The 14,374-nt window shown below is 68.0% G+C and carries 18 protein-coding genes; 11 read left to right on the top strand and 7 right to left on the bottom strand.

The features are described 5' to 3' along the window. The first annotated feature begins 18 nt into the window (after positions 1–18). On the top strand, positions 19–450 hold the full coding sequence (locus tag J2X20_RS07120) for a DUF1841 family protein (protein WP_310262827.1): 432 nt from the start codon (positions 19–21) through the stop codon (positions 448–450). A gap of 192 nt (positions 451–642) precedes the next feature. Further along, on the top strand, positions 643–1,002 hold the full coding sequence (locus J2X20_RS07125) for a hypothetical protein (RefSeq protein ID WP_310262830.1): 360 nt from the start codon (positions 643–645) through the stop codon (positions 1,000–1,002). A 116-nt stretch (positions 1,003–1,118) separates the two neighbouring features. Here the strand turns inward: J2X20_RS07125 and J2X20_RS07130 are convergent, their stop codons facing one another. The 3 genes from J2X20_RS07130 to flgA form a co-directional block, all read right to left on the bottom strand. Further along, positions 1,119–1,508 carry a hypothetical protein gene (locus J2X20_RS07130; protein WP_310262833.1) on the bottom strand — a complete coding sequence of 130 codons (390 nt, stop codon included), beginning with the start codon at positions 1,506–1,508 and terminating at the stop codon, positions 1,119–1,121. 4 nt (positions 1,509–1,512) lie between these two features. Next, a complete protein-coding gene (gene flgM, locus J2X20_RS07135; protein ID WP_310262835.1) occupies positions 1,513–1,848 on the bottom strand; it encodes a flagellar biosynthesis anti-sigma factor FlgM in 336 nt (111 codons plus the stop codon). Between the two features lie 138 nt (positions 1,849–1,986). Next, positions 1,987–2,682: a flagellar basal body P-ring formation chaperone FlgA gene (gene flgA, locus J2X20_RS07140; RefSeq protein ID WP_310262838.1), complete on the bottom strand. Its 696-nt coding sequence runs from the start codon at positions 2,680–2,682 to the stop codon at positions 1,987–1,989. Between the two features lie 146 nt (positions 2,683–2,828). Between flgA and flgB the strand changes: the two genes are divergently transcribed. Genes flgB through J2X20_RS07175 form a run of 7 tightly spaced genes read left to right on the top strand, consistent with a single transcriptional unit; the run spans position 2,829 to position 7,946 of the window. After that, positions 2,829–3,242: a flagellar basal body rod protein FlgB gene (gene flgB / locus J2X20_RS07145; RefSeq protein WP_310262841.1), complete on the top strand. Its 414-nt coding sequence runs from the start codon at positions 2,829–2,831 to the stop codon at positions 3,240–3,242. A gap of 14 nt (positions 3,243–3,256) precedes the next feature. Continuing rightward, a complete protein-coding gene (flgC, locus tag J2X20_RS07150) occupies positions 3,257–3,673 on the top strand; it encodes a flagellar basal body rod protein FlgC (protein WP_310262843.1) in 417 nt (138 codons plus the stop codon). Between the two features lie 16 nt (positions 3,674–3,689). Next, positions 3,690–4,331, top strand: a complete 642-nt coding sequence (locus tag J2X20_RS07155; protein ID WP_310262845.1) for a flagellar hook assembly protein FlgD — start codon at positions 3,690–3,692, stop codon at positions 4,329–4,331. A 43-nt stretch (positions 4,332–4,374) separates the two neighbouring features. Continuing rightward, complete coding sequence (flgE, locus tag J2X20_RS07160; protein WP_310262847.1) at positions 4,375–5,721, top strand: flagellar hook protein FlgE; 1,347 nt, start codon at positions 4,375–4,377, stop codon at positions 5,719–5,721. A gap of 25 nt (positions 5,722–5,746) precedes the next feature. After that, on the top strand, positions 5,747–6,478 hold the full coding sequence (gene flgF / locus J2X20_RS07165; RefSeq protein ID WP_310262849.1) for a flagellar basal-body rod protein FlgF: 732 nt from the start codon (positions 5,747–5,749) through the stop codon (positions 6,476–6,478). Positions 6,479–6,480: 2 nt separating this feature from the next. After that, entirely contained in the window at positions 6,481–7,263 is a 783-nt protein-coding gene (gene flgG / locus J2X20_RS07170) for a flagellar basal-body rod protein FlgG (protein WP_056199143.1), read from the top strand. Between the two features lie 11 nt (positions 7,264–7,274). Further along, a complete protein-coding gene (locus J2X20_RS07175) occupies positions 7,275–7,946 on the top strand; it encodes a flagellar basal body L-ring protein FlgH (RefSeq protein ID WP_310262853.1) in 672 nt (223 codons plus the stop codon). On the opposite strand, the gene J2X20_RS07180 is transcribed toward J2X20_RS07175, so the two are convergent. The 4 genes from J2X20_RS07180 to J2X20_RS07195 all read right to left on the bottom strand — a co-directional run bounded on the left by J2X20_RS07180 (position 7,947) and on the right by J2X20_RS07195 (position 12,021). Further along, on the bottom strand, positions 7,947–9,215 hold the full coding sequence (locus J2X20_RS07180) for an amidohydrolase (RefSeq protein ID WP_310262856.1): 1,269 nt from the start codon (positions 9,213–9,215) through the stop codon (positions 7,947–7,949). Between the two features lie 48 nt (positions 9,216–9,263). Next, entirely contained in the window at positions 9,264–10,184 is a 921-nt protein-coding gene (locus J2X20_RS07185) for a glucosamine inositolphosphorylceramide transferase family protein (RefSeq protein WP_310262859.1), read from the bottom strand. Next, the gene (locus J2X20_RS07190; RefSeq protein ID WP_310262862.1) at positions 10,184–11,275 is read right to left on the bottom strand and encodes a glycosyltransferase; all 1,092 of its coding nucleotides are present in this window, start codon (positions 11,273–11,275) and stop codon (positions 10,184–10,186) included. The genes J2X20_RS07185 and J2X20_RS07190 overlap by 1 nt, the downstream gene beginning before the upstream one ends. 347 nt (positions 11,276–11,622) lie before the next feature. Beyond that, complete coding sequence (locus tag J2X20_RS07195; RefSeq protein ID WP_310262866.1) at positions 11,623–12,021, bottom strand: hypothetical protein; 399 nt, start codon at positions 12,019–12,021, stop codon at positions 11,623–11,625. A 224-nt stretch (positions 12,022–12,245) separates the two neighbouring features. On the opposite strand from J2X20_RS07195, the gene J2X20_RS07200 reads away from it, so the two are divergent. Beyond that, positions 12,246–13,340: a flagellar basal body P-ring protein FlgI gene (locus J2X20_RS07200; RefSeq protein WP_409034157.1), complete on the top strand. Its 1,095-nt coding sequence runs from the start codon at positions 12,246–12,248 to the stop codon at positions 13,338–13,340. Next, the gene (gene flgJ, locus J2X20_RS07205; protein ID WP_310262872.1) at positions 13,340–14,221 is read left to right on the top strand and encodes a flagellar assembly peptidoglycan hydrolase FlgJ; all 882 of its coding nucleotides are present in this window, start codon (positions 13,340–13,342) and stop codon (positions 14,219–14,221) included. The genes J2X20_RS07200 and flgJ overlap by 1 nt, the downstream gene beginning before the upstream one ends. Positions 14,222–14,374 lie beyond the last annotated feature (153 nt).

Here is a 14,374-nt window from a genome sequence, read left to right on the forward strand (position 1 = left end):
GGCGGCGACAATCGCCCCATGTTCGCCCCGTCCCAACTCGAAGTCCGGCGCTTCTTCTGCGCCACCTACCGCAAATGGCGCGATGGCGCGCCGCTGATCCCCATGGAGGCGCTGGCGGCGGACTGGATTGCCGAGCATCCCGAGTACCACGACGAGCTGGACGACGAGGCGGCCGCGCTGGACAAGGTCTACACGGTCGAGGAAGGCCGCACCAACCCCTTCCTGCATCTGTCCATGCATCTGACCATCACGGAGCAGCACGCCATCGACCAGCCCTCCGGCATCCGCCAGGCCATTGACCTGCTGGCCGCCAAGCGCAATTCCCGGCATGAGGCCCATCATGTCGCCATGGACGCCCTGGGCGAAATGATCTGGGCCTCGCAGCGCAGCGGCCTGCCGCCGGATGGCCACGTCTATCTGGACAAGGTGCGCCAGGCCGCCACTCGCTGATGAATTCGCTCGAATTTCGGCATGACGATTTATTGAAAGCGTAGATTGTTTTCCTTTTAAGAACGCCGCATTGCTCCAGTACTGGTGTTTCTACTGAGCTTCACTGCCTAGAGTTCAGCCCATGGACACCGCGGTCGCGATGCCCAAGCCAACCAGGCGGAACAACCGCCACGGAACTTGAAGGAAATCATCATGAGCAAGCTGTCTACCGTCTTCGCCGCCGCCACCCTGCTGATCGCCGCCGGCGCCGCCTCCGCCCAGACCACCCGCGAAGCCGTCATCGCCGACCTCGTGGCCGCCCGCAACAGCGGTGAACTGGCCGTCCTGCAAGGCGAGAAGGGCGTCGAGCCCTCGACGCCGGCCGCCGCCAAGGCTTCAGCCGTCGTGACGGCCAAGCTGCCCCGTCAAGCCGTGCTGACGGTCAAGGCCACCGAGCTGCGTAGCGAGACCACGGCCGCCCTGGCCGCCGACCATGGCGAGAACGCCGCCCGCGAACTGGGCGACTTCCCGGCTCCGGTTGTGCGCCGCACCACCGCCCTGGCCGCCAAGTAATCAGCGCCTCGCGCCATGACAAGCGGCGCCGCGGGGCCGCTTTTCTTTTGCCATCGCCCGGCGATCGGGCGCAAAAAAGCCACCTCGCGAGGTGGCGTTCTTCGTTGCGGAACTGATCAGGCCTGGTAGCTGCCGCCGCCGACGCTGCGGCGCTCAGCCTTGCCGCCGGCGCCGTAGAGGCCGGTCGGTTCGCTGGGGATCAGCACATCCAGGGCGCGATCCAGCGACGCATTGCCGCGGGCCAGGGCCTCGCGCTGGGCGGCCAGCAGGCCGCCGGCACGCACCAGACGGTTGCGCAGGGCGCTCGGGACGCTGCCGGTGCGGGCGGCTTCGGTAAAGCTCTGCACGGCTCGGGCCAGATGCTGGTGCAGCTCGGCCGCGTGCTGTTCGATGGCTGCCGCGTCGCGGCGGGCCAGCGCATCGCCGAGCTGGTTCAGCGCCGCCTCGACGGCCAGCAGGGGCTGCTCGAGTTCGGTGCTGAGGGTGGACGAAGCGGTGGCGGTCATGTTGTCAGTGCTGCTTGTTGACGCGGCTGTCCAGCAATTCTTGCGCATTCGAGACCAGCTTGTCCGCGATGGCGTTCGCGTTGACCGTGAACTTACCCTCACTGATGGCCTTGGAGATGCGGGCGACCTTGGCAGCGTCGAAGCTGCCGTCGTCTGCACCGGCGCTGGCGGCGAGCTTGGCGGCGCTGGAAATATCGACCTGGGCGCTGGGCGCCGACGTGGCGGCCTGGGCGGTCTGGCGGACGATGTCGGTGGTGGACGCAGCCTCGGGCTTGCGAGCGGCGGGGCGCTCGGCCTTGGGCGGGCTGGCGCTGCCGTCTGGGCTGTTACCGATCTTCATGAGCTTCTCCAGGGTGCGGGGCGGGCCCCGCAGAGGGCATTGCAGGGGAGTTTCCCCCTGTATCGGCCCCAGGCCTAGGAACTTGAGCCGGAACTGGCCGGTTTTTCCGGCCAGTTGTAGCGAATCGTGGCAGTTTGCTCACAGCAGTACATCCACGCGGCGTTCGCCGACGGCCCGGCCGCTGGCAATGCGGCCACTTTCGAACCTCACCCTGACCTCCTGGCCCTCGATGCCGGCCGACAGGGCCTGGGCCTCGGAGGCAACGGCAAATCCCTCACCCGCCACCCGGACCTGGACGGTCTCTCCGGCGGCAAACCACTGGCGCGACTTCAGCGCCGGCGCGCGCACGGCTTCCGAGGCGCCCAGCGGCCGGGCCAGCGTGCGCCCGATCAGCAGGGCCGGGTCGGTGAACACAGCGCCGGGTTCGGCCGCGATGTCGATATCGGCCAGGGCCAGCTGTTCTTGAGACAAATTCACGCCCGCCGGCAGCGGGCCGTTGGCAACGACGGCGCGGCCGAAGACGGCGACGCGCACCGGCAGGGTCACATTCCAACGCGCCACGCCGTCGGTACAGCGCAGGCCGATGCGGCTCCTGCCCCAGACGGCCATGCCGGGCGGCAGATAGGGCTGGATCTGCTGGCAGGGCGCCAGGCGCAGGCGGGCGTCGAGGGCGCCGATCTCGACGGCGACGCGGGTATTGGGCGGCGCGGCTGCGCGGGCGGCCGTCTCGGCCAGCACGCGGACCCGCTCCAGCAGTGCCGGGTCGAGCACGGTCTGCGCCCGCCCCGGCAGGGCGGCGAGCAGGCAGACGAGGAGCAGGGTGGCACGCAGCATGGCCGCCACTCTAGAGAAGGAGTCGCCAGCTCTAGGTCGGAATTGAGCGGCTTTGGCCCCGCTAATCCCGCTCATGTTTTCGGGCCTGCTTCAGACAATTTGCGAGAAGAGCCATCCCGGCCCTGCACCTCGAAAGAGGCCCCAAGATGTTGAACCGACTCACCGACACGCTGAACTTCCAGACCCAGGCGCTGACGCTCCGGGCAGAGCGCCAGCGCCAGCTCGCCAGCAACATCGCCAATGCCGACACGCCGGGCTACCAGGCCCGTGACATGGATTTCTCCAAGGCCCTGCGCGAGGCCACCGGCGAGATCGCGACCAACGGCGCCCTGCAGACGACCCAGCGCGGCCATATCGCCCCGCTGGCCGGTGCGCGCGGTGAGAGCGGCAAGGAATACGCGCTGCAATCCCAGACCAGCCTGGACAGCAATGGCGTGGACATGGACCGCGAGCGCGCCAGCTTCGCCGACAACTCGGTGAAGTACGAGGCCACGCTGCGCTTCATCAACGGCTCGGTGCGCACGACGCTGGACGCGATGAAGTCGCACAACCAGAGCTGATGGAGGACTAGGCCATGTCGATGTTCCAGATCTTCCACGTCGCCGGCAGCGCGGTCAGCGCGCAGAGCCAGCGCCTCAACGTGGTGGCCAGCAACCTGGCCAATGCCGACACCGTCGCCGGCCCGGACGGCCAGGCCTACAAGGCCCGTCAGGTCGTGTTCCAGACCCAGCTGATGGGCGCCGGCAACGACAGCGGCAGCGCCGGCGTGCGCGTGACCAACGTGACCGAGGACCAGACCCCCGGCCGCCGCGTGCACGACCCCAAGCACCCGCAGGCCGACGCCGATGGCTATGTGACCTATTCCAACGTGAACCCGGTGGAAGAGATGGTCAACATGATCTCGGCCTCGCGTTCCTACCAGAACAACATCGAAGTCATGAGCACGGCCAAGAGCCTGCTGCTCAAGACCTTGCAACTCGGCCAGTCCTGACCGCTGAAGGCCCGCCATGGACATCACCGCACTCAACGGCAGCAGCACCCAGACGCCGACCACCTCGGCCAAGAACGCCGCCGAGACCCAGGACCGTTTCCTGAAGTTGCTCGTCGCACAGATGAACAACCAGGATCCGCTCAACCCCATGGACAACGCCCAGGTGACGAGCCAGATGGCGCAGATCCAGCAGGTGACGAGCCTGTCCACGCTGGACACCAGCATCAAGGGCCTGGGCTCACAGCTCGGCCAGATGCAGGCCCTGCAGTCCATCTCCCTGGTCGGCCGCGAGGTCAGCGTGCCCAGCGACAAGCTGCACGTCGAGAACGGCGTCGCCGAGGCCAGCTACGAGCTCGACGGCGCGGCCCAAGCCGTCAAGCTGGAGATCCTCGGTGCGGCCGGCAATGTCATCGACACCGTCCAGCTGGGCGCCCAGGGCTCGGGTCGCCAGACCTTCTCCTGGCCCGCAGGCAGCAAGGCCGCCGAAGGCAGTGACCTGAAGTACCGCATCACGGCCACCAATGGCGCCAAGGCCGTCACGTCCACCCTCTACACCCATGACAAGGTGGACGCCGTCTACAGCGAGAACGGCAGCCTCAAGCTCAATCTCGAACACCTGGGCCCGGTCGACTACACGGCCGTCTCCTCGGTCAACTGACCCCACCGTCCCATTTCTCCCGCACGACAGCAAGGACTCCCCCATGAGCTTCCAGCAAGGCCTCTCCGGGCTCAACGCCGCCTCCAAGAACCTGGACGTCATCGGCAACAACATCGCCAACTCCGGCACCTTTGGCGCCAAGGGCTCGCGGGCCGAATTCTCCGACGTCTACGCCGCCGCGCTGAACGGCGCCGGCGCCAACCAGATCGGCATCGGCACCTCGCTGCAGTCGGTGGCCCAGCAGTTCACGCAGGGCAATATCACGACGACCGAGAACCCCATGGACCTCGCCATCAATGGCGGCGGCTTCTTCCAGGTCAGCGACGGCGTCAACCCGACGCGCTACACCCGCAACGGTCAGTTCAAGGTCAGCAAGGACGGCTTCATCGTCAACAACGACGGCCTCAAGCTGATGGGCTACCCGGCCAATGGTGCCGGCGTCATCCAGCCGGGCACGGCCCAGCCCCTGTCCCTGCCCACCGGCGGCATCCCGCCAGCCGTGACGACCAAGGTCTCGATGGAGTTCAACCTCGACTCCCGCCTGAAGACCACCGCCCCGGGCGGCGGTACCGGCACCGGCATGGACCTGAAGGACAGCACGACCTACAACAACGCGACATCCATGACCGTCTATGACGCCAAGGGGCAGGACGTCGCCGTGACCTTCTACTTCCAGCGCGCCACCGACCCCAGCGGCGCCGTGCCGCCCAACGACGTGTGGAACGTCTACGCGACGGCCAACGGCACGCCGTTTGACACCGACGCCTCCGGCAACGCCATCCCGCTGGACGCCAACGGCAACCCGACCATCCCCTACACCACCGTCACCTTCCCGCCCACCGGCGGCGCGCCGTCCACCATCGCCGGCAGCGCGACGACGCCGCCCGGCACCATCCCCATGCCCGTGCCGTCCGGCACCAGCTCGCGCGGCAATCCGACGCTGGCCATCCCCGGCATCCAGCTCGACCTGACCGGCGCGACCGAGAACGGCAGCAGCTTCGCCGTGACCAACCTGACCCAGGACGGCTACGCCCCCGGCCAGCTGACCGGCATCCAGGTCGGCAACGACGGCATCGTCCAGGCCCGCTACTCCAATGGCCAGAGCAAGCCCGCGGGCCAGGTCGAGCTGGCCAGCTTCCGCAACCCGCAAGGCCTGCAGACCATGGGCGGCAACGTCTGGATCCGCACGGTGGCCTCCGGTGACGCGGTCGTCGGCGTGCCGGGCGACGGCAATATGGGCGCGCTGCAGTCCGGCGCGCTGGAGGAGAGCAATGTCGACCTGACCGCCGAGCTCGTCAACATGGTGACGGCCCAGCGTGCCTACCAGGCCAATGCGCAGACGATCAAGACGCAGGACCAGGTCCTGCAGACCATCGTCAACCTGCGCTGATCAAGACCACGGCTGAGGACGCGCGATGGACCGCATGATCTACCTCTCGATGGCCGGCGCCAAGGCGGCCATGCAGCGGCAGGACGTGCTCTCGCACAACCTCGCCAATGTCACCACCAACGGCTTTCGCGCCGAGCTGCAGGCCTTCCGCGCCGTGCCGGTGCGCGGCGACGGTGCGTCCACGCGCGCCTTCGCGCTGGAAACCACCATCGGCTACAACGACGCCCAGGGCCCGCTGACGCCCACCGGCCGCAACCTCGACGTCGCCATGCAGGGCAACGCCTGGCTGGCCGTGCAGTCCAACGACGGCACCGAGGCCTATACCCGTGCCGGCTCGCTGGACGTCAACGCCGAAGGCCTCCTCGTCATGCGCAACGGCATGCCGGTGCTGGGTGACGGCGGCCCCATCAATGTGCCGCCCAACAGCGAGGTGTCCATCGGCAGCGACGGCACCGTCAGCGCCAAGGCGCCCAACCAGAAGCCGACGACGGTGGGCCGGCTCAAGCTGGTCACGCCCGAGGCCACCAACCAATTGACCCGTGGCGACGACGGCCTGTTCCGCGCCGCCGACGGGGACCTGCCCGCCAACGCCGCCGCCCGCCTGCAGGACGGTGCGCTGGAAGGCAGCAATGTCAGCCCGGTGGAGACCATGGTCGCCATGATCGCCGCCGGCCGCCAGTTCGAGCAGCAGATGAAGCTGCTGCAGATTGCACAGACCCAAGGCCAGCAATCGGCCAAGCTCCTCGGGAGTACCTGACCATGATGCGCTCGCTCTGGATCGCCAAGACCGGCATGGAAGCCCAGCAGACCCAGCTGGACAACATCTCGCACAACCTCGCCAACGTCGCCACCAATGGCTACAAGCGTTCGCACGCGGTGTTCGAGGACTTGATCTACCAGAACATGCGCCAGGCCGGCGCCAACAGCACCGACCAGACCACGCTGCCCACCGGTCTGCAAGTCGGCCTGGGCGTGCGCCCGGTGGCCACGGCCCGCATCTATACCCAGGGCAATCTGCAGCAGACCAGCAACAACCTGGACCTCGCCATCAAGGGCGACGGCTTCTTCCAGATCCAGCAGCCCGACGGCACGACCGCCTACACCCGCGACGGCTCCTTCCAGCTCAACGCCAACGGCCAGATGGTCACCAACAACGGCTACACGCTGCTGCCCGGCATCACCATTCCCGCCAACGCGCAGAGCCTGACCATCGGCAACGACGGCACGGTCAGCGTCACCCTGCCCGGCCAGGCCGCCGCGCAGACCGTGGGCCAGCTGCAGCTGGCCACCTTCGTCAATCCGGCCGGCCTCGATCCCAAGGGCCAGAACCTGTTCACCGAGACGGCCGCCAGCGGCACGCCCAACACCGGCGCCCCCAACAACAACGGCATCGGCGCGGTGCAGCAGGGCTTTGTCGAGACCTCCAACGTCAACGTCGTCGAGGAGCTGGTGCAGATGATCCAGACCCAGCGCGCCTACGAGCTGAACTCCAAGGCCGTGCAGACCTCCGACCAGATGCTGCAGAAGCTGGCCCAGATTTGATCCGCCTCGCCATGAAGAAGTACCTCGCCCTCATCGCCATTCCCGCCCTGCTCGCCGGCTGCGCCACGCCCTACCCCGAGCCGCATGTGGAGATGGCCGCGACGCCGGTCGTCAACCTGCCGCCGGTGCAGCCCATGGCTGCCAGCAACGGCTCGATCTACCAGGCCGCGAGCTACCGCCCGCTGTTCGAGGATCACCGCGCCCGCCTCGTCGGCGACACGCTGACCATCAACATCACGGAGCGCGTCTCGGCCTCCCAGACCAGCACCAGCGAACTGAGCAAGACGGGCAGCCTGTCGGCCGGCATCACCGCCGTGCCCGGCATCTCGCCCAAGGCTTTTGGCCGCGCCAGCGCGGAGGCCACGTCGGCCAACGACAACAAGGGCAAGGGCAGCAACCAGAACACCAACGAGTTCACGGGCGCCATCACGGCCGTCGTGACCGGTGTGCTGCCCAACGGCCACCTGATGATCAGCGGCGAGAAGCAGATCGGCGTGAACCGCAATGTCGACGTGCTGCGCTTTTCCGGCCAGGTGGACCCGCGCATGATCGGCCAGGGCAATGCCGTGGCATCGACCTCGGTGGCCAATGTGCGCATCGAGCAGCGTGGCCGTGGCGCCACCGCCGATGCTCACGCGGTGGGCTGGCTGTCGCGCTTCTTCCTCAACCTCGCACCGAGCTGATCACTCCGCCTTGCTGACAAGGTAGTCGACCGCCAGGTTGGCCAGGGCCCTGACGCCCACTTCCAGGCCGCGCTCATCGACGATGAAGCGTGGCGAATGGTTGGAATAGGCCTTGCTCGGCTCGATCTCCGGCGGCGTCACGCCGACGAAGAAGAACAGACCCGGGATCAGGCGCTGGAAGAAGGAGAAGTCCTCCGCCCCCGTCGCCTTGGGCACGACCTCGATGCCCATGGGCCGCGGGCCGGTGCTGGCCACGCGGGTCAGCGTCGGCACCATCTGCTCCGTCAGCACCGGGTCATTGCGCGTGACCGGGTAGTTGCGCGTGATGCAGACCTTGCAACTCGCGCGCGACGCCGCCGAGATGCCCTCGGCCAGCTGCGTGACGCGCTCGTGGATGGCCTCGCGCATGCCCTCGTCGAAGCTGCGGATGGTGCCGCGCATCTCCACGGTGTCCGGGATGATGTTCTCGCGCACGCCGCCCTTGATGGCGCCGATGGTCACGACGGCCGGCTCGCGGTTCAGGTCCAGGGTACGGCTGACGATGGTCTGCAGGCCGAGCACGATCTGCGCCGAGGTGACGATGGGGTCGATGCCCAGCCAGGGCGCGGCGCCATGGGTCTGCTTGCCCTGCACGGTGATCTTGAGCTTGTCCGAGCTCGCCATCGTCGGCCCGGGCCGGTAGCCGATGACGCCGGCCTGCTGACGCGAGGTGACATGCAGGCCGAAGATGGCGCTGGGCGTCGGGTTCTCCAGCACGCCTTCCTTGATCATCAGCGCCGCCCCGCCCTCCTCGCCCTCCGGCGGCATCTCTTCGGCCGGCTGGAAGATGAACTTGACGGTGCCGGGGATCTCCTCGCGCAGGCTCGCGAGGATGCTGGCCACGCCCATCAGGATGGCGACATGGCAGTCGTGGCCGCAGGCATGCATGACGCCGACCTCCTCGCCGTTCCAGACCGCGCGGGCCTTCGAGGCGAAGGGCAGCTCCACCTCTTCGGTGACGGGCAGGGCATCCATGTCGGCGCGCAGCGCGACGACGCCGCCGGGCTTGCCGCCCTTCAACAGGCCGACGACGCCGGTGTGGGCGACGCCCGTCCTGACCTCGTCAAACCCCAGGCTGCGCAGGTGCTCGGCGACGACGGACGCGGTGCGGAACTCGCGGTTGCCGAGTTCGGGGTGTTGGTGAAGATCGCGCCGCCAGGCGATGACCTGGGACTCCAGGGCCGCCGTCAGCGCGGCGATGCGCTCGCTAAAAGGGGGCTGGGGGCTCATGAAGAGCCATGGTAGGCCCGCCGGGCCGGGCTGTGTGCCCGAGGCGTCTCAGCGACCCAACAGGCGTCGTAACCGACGTTTCAAGTCCAGCCACTGCTTGCCGCGCGAACGGTCGATGCGCTTCACGTCGATGAGGGTCAACTCACCGCAGCCGGTCAGCGTGTGCAGGCCGGCGGTGTGGCTGTCGCTGGCCAGGTCGCCCGTCAGGCGCTCGGCGCCGGCTTCGATCTCGACATGCTCGGGCGTCAGCGTCGGCAAGCGCAGCAGGCGTGTTGCGCTGCCGTAGCCGGTGGAGCTGTCCTGCACCGGCAGGGTCAGCACGCCGTCACGGCCGACGAAGGGGCGACCCGCCGGGCGCGCGCCTTCACGGTTGACGCGCACCGGGTTGGTGGCCAGCGGCTTCCAGGGCCCGACCAGGGCGGGGGCATGAGCGATATGCAGCTCGCGCTGGTCGCGCGCGCCGGGGCCGACCAGGGTGTAGAACATCCACCAGCGCCCGCCGTGCTCGACCAGGGAGGCGTCGGCGCCGGGCAGGCCGCCCAGCAGGGCGCATTCGCGTTCCCAATGGTTGAGCGAGGCGTCGGTGGCGCGGTAGAGGGCGATTTCGCCGGCCTGGTAGCTCTCCGGCACCATCCAGGTCTCGCCTTCGTGCTCGAAGACCTGGGGGTAGGACAGGTGGAAGGGCTTGTCCAGCACCGTCGCGCTGCGCCGCCAGCTCAGGTCGGCCAGGCCGAATTCGTGGCGCTCGATGTTGGCGCGCTTGACGCGGTAGTCGAAGGCCTCGACGAAGACATGCAGGGCGTCGCCACGCACCAGGCCGAAGGGATCGGCCAGATAGCGCCACCGGCCCGCCTCGGGCAGCCAGGTGATGCTGCCACGCGCCGCGCTCAGGCGGCGCGCGTCGATGTCTTCAACCGGAACGGGGACGATGCCGACCCGCCAGAAGTCGGTACGCGGCGACTTGAACATCAAACGTGCCAGGCGGCGTAGGCCTCTTCCTCGCTGTCGAAGCCCTTGGCCTGGGCAGCCTGGTGAAGCATCACGTCGCGATAGAAGCCCAGGGTGCGGGCGACCGCATTGGAGCGATCGTAGGCTGCCGTCGCATAGGCCACGCTGCGCTGCTGCGGCAGCAGGGGGCGCAGGCGCCCCAGTTCTTCGGCGATGGCATGACCCAGGGCGTGGGCGTCGCCCACCGGCACCAGGCGCGCCGGCTGGCCGGCCAGCATTTCCTGCGGACCCTGGGTGGCGCTGGACAGCACCGGCCGGCCGGCGCGCATGGCCTCCAGGATGGCCAGCGGGAAGGCTTCCTCGCGCGACGGCGACACGAAGAGGTCAAAGGATTTCAGGCACTGGTCGACGTCGCCGCGGAAACCCAGCAGGCGCACGCGCGCATCGCCGGCCGCCAGCTCCTTCAGCGCGGCCTCGTCTGGACCTTCGCCCAGGATGGCCAGCACCGCGTCGGCCGGTGCATGGGCCTTGAAGCCGGCAATCAGCAGGTCCATGCCCTTGCTGCGGTGCAAGCGTCCGACGCTGCCGACCAGCAATTGCTGCGGCGCCAGGCCGAGTTCGGCGCGCAGGTCGGTGTGACGGGCCGCGGCCGCGGCGTCGCGCTCGGGCGCCCAGTTGTAGATGACGCTGGCCAGGGCGCCGCCCTGCGGCAGGCTCTCATGCTGGGCGCGGTTCACGCAGACCAGGCCGTCCAGGCGGGCATGGTGGTGGGCCTTATAGCCCACGTGCAGGGTGCCGATGCGCGCCGCGGACCGGGCATGGGCCACCGCCTTGCAGGCCGGGCCGAGATGGCCGTGGCAGATGTCGGCGCCCAGGCGACGCGCGAGGGCGGCGACACGCCAGCCACGCAGCAGCGGCAGCTTCAAGCCATGAAAACCAACACCCGACGCGAGAGCGCCAGACACGGCCGAACCGGCCGAGCCGATGACGTGGACGCGATGGCCCAACGCAGCCTGGGCGTTGGCGAGATCGATGCAATGCCGCTCACCGCCCGCGATACGGGACGAAAACACGACATGAACCAGGGTCAACGGTTCGAAGGGCGGAGGCATGGCAGGTCTTGCAAACGGATGCAGCTCGGATCAGTACGCAAAACTTTACCGAGAGACACATTCAGAAACCTGTCATGAACCCCTCCGATTCGGGGTCTGAGTGCACCGAAAATTCCGTCAAACGCCCTCAAACGCCGTGAAATTCGGGAATACGTGAACTACTTCCGTCCACATCGCCGATCCGCAGTGCGATCGACGCGTCGATGACTTTCAGGGATCGGGATTGACAGGATGTCACGTCAGCGAGGCCGAAGCTGAGCACGAGCTTGCAGGAGGCTCAAAGCAAGATGCCCGATCCATCGGTCGGGCATGGGCGGCGGCGGCTGGCCGCCGGCGATGTCGCGGGTTCAGCGCATCTTGCTGATCCACTCGTTCCGCTGCTCGTCGTAGCGGTACATCATCAGGAAGCGCAGCGTCTCCATATTGACCTGCTCGCGCGTCAGCGTGCTCATGTCGCGGGGCGCCTTGACCGGCACCCAGGTGCCGACGGTGTCGTCGTAGACGTTCATGCGCAGGAACTGGTCGCGCATGGCGATGACCTCGGCGCGCGACATGACGCCCTTGGGCGGCTCCATGCCGGACTTCAGCACCCACATGCCGGTCAGTTCGTCCCAGCGCATCAGGGCCAGGAAGGCGTCGCGCTCCATCTTGACCTGTTCGCGGGTCAGGCTCTGGGCCTGGGCGGGCACGGTGAAGGCGACGAGGGTGACGGACAGCAATACGGGCAGCAGGGAAAGACGGTTCATTTCGGTCTCCAAAAATAGAAGGATGGGCAAAGTTCGCTGTGCTGCCTGGGCGCCTCAGTCCTCACAGGTGCTCTGTGGTCGGGCGAGGCGGCCCCGCCTTACAGCGTGAAAAATCCCCGCCCGGCAGCGCGGCACGACCGGTGGTTGGGAAAAGCAGGGCCGTCCGCGTCCTTTTCGGTGGCTTCGCGGGCTCAAGCGTCCGCAGAATCTGCCGAGTGAAGTACCTGAAAGTCCTCCTTCTGAGCCTGGCCGTCGTGCTGGCGCCCTTCTCCCATGCCACGCGCATCAAGGAAGTGGCGTCGGTGGCCGGGGTGCGTTCCAACCCGCTGACGGGCTATGGCCTGGTCGTCGGCCTGGACGGCACGGGTGACCAGACCACGCAGGCCCCCTTCACCGGCCAGAGCCTGACGGCCATGCTGCAGCAGTTCGGCGTGCTGCTGCCCCAGGGCGTGACCATGCAGCCGCGCAACATCGCCGCCGTCATGGTGACGGCCTCGCTGCCGCCCTTCGCCCAGCCCGGCCAGCAGCTGGACATCAATGTCTCCTCCATCGGCAACGCCAAGAGCCTGCGCGGCGGCACGCTGATCGCGACGCCCCTGCGCGGCGCCGATGGCCAGATCTATGCGATCGCCCAGGGCAACCTGGTCGTCGGTGGCGCCGGCGCCTCGGCCGGCGGCTCCAAGGTGCAGATCAACCACCTCAGCGCCGGCCGCATCCCGGCGGGCGCCCTCGTCGAGCGCTCGGTGCCGACGCCCCTCTCGCAGGGATCGGACAGCCTGCAATTCGACCTCAACAGCAGCGACTTCGCCACCGCCCGCGCCGTCGCCCAGGCCATCAACAAGGCCAAGGGCGCCGGCACCGCACAGGCCCTGGATGGCCGCGTCGTGCGCGTGAAGGCCCCCAGCACCCCGGACGAGCGCGTCGCCTTCCTGGCCGATGTCGAGAACCTCGACGTCAGCATGGCCGCGCCGGCCGCCCGCATCGTCATCAACGCCCGCACCGGCTCCGTCGTCATGAACCAGGCCGTCACGCTGCAAGCCTGCGCCGTGGCCCATGGCAGCCTGTCGGTGACCATCAGCTCCACGCCCATCATCAGCCAGCCCAATGCGCTGTCTGGCGGCCAGACGACGGTGGCCGAGAAGGCCGACATCTCCATCCGCCAGGAACCCGGCAGCCTCATCCAGCTGGCCGCCGGTGCGCGCCTGTCGGACGTCGTCAAGGCGCTGAACTCCCTTGGCGCCACGCCCCAGGATCTGCTCGCCATCCTGCAGGCCATGAAGAGTGCGGGCGCGCTGAATGCCGAGCTCGAGGTAATCTGATGGCCTCCACCTTCCAGTCCATATCCGGCCAGAGCCTCGGGGGCGCCGATGCCCTGAATTCGCTCAAGGCCCAGGCCTCGCGCGACCCCAAGGCCACGATCCGCGAGACGGCCAAGCAGTTCGAATCGCTCTTCATGCAGGAAGTCATGAAGAGCATGCGCGCTTCCACGCTGTCCAGCGGCATGCTGGACAACAACGCAACCCAGCTCGGCACCGAGATGCTGGACACCCAGTTCGCCGGCAAGATGAGCGGCCTGCCGGGCGGCCTGTCCGAGGCCATCACGCGCCAGCTGCAGCGCCAGATGGGCATCCAGGACCTGTCACCCGAGAACATCCGCAAGAACAGCCAGACGACGCTGGCCCAGGCCCTGCCGGCCCTGGCCACCAAAGGCATTCCCAACCACGTGCAGGGCTTCATCCAGAAGCACGACGCCGCCGCCCGTGCCGCTTCGGCCGCCACCGGCATCCCGGCCAGCTTCATGGTCGCCCAGGCCGCCCACGAGAGCGGCTGGGGCAAGCGCGAGATCACGGGTGCCGATGGCACGCCTTCGCACAATGTCTTCGGCATCAAGGCCACGCCCGGCTGGACCGGCAAGACCGTCGACGTGAAGACCACCGAGGTCATCAATGGCCAGGCCGTCAAGGTGACGGCCAAGTTTCGCGCCTACGGCAGCTATGACGAGGCCTTCAAGGACTACGCCAGGCTGATCAGCAGCAACGACCGCTATGCCAAGGTCGTGGCGCAGGCCCAGAACGGCAACGCCGCCGGCTTCGCCCGCGGCCTGCAGCAGGCCGGCTACGCCACCGACCCGGCCTATGCCGAGAAGCTGGCGAAGACCATCCACACCACCCAACGCGTGCAAAGCACGCTGATGGCCTGACATGAAGCCCCTCGCCCAAGAAGAATCTTGGTCGGTCCCCCGCGGGGACGGCGATGCTTGCCGGATCGACCGGCAAGCACATCGCCCGCGCGGGCCGGCTAGGGAGCGGCCCGGCGCTCGGCCCGCAAATCTGATGCACCGCAACTGCCGCGT

This window comes from Roseateles saccharophilus, assembly GCF_031458095.1.
Classification (GTDB): domain Bacteria; phylum Pseudomonadota; class Gammaproteobacteria; order Burkholderiales; family Burkholderiaceae_C; genus Pelomonas; species Pelomonas saccharophila_A.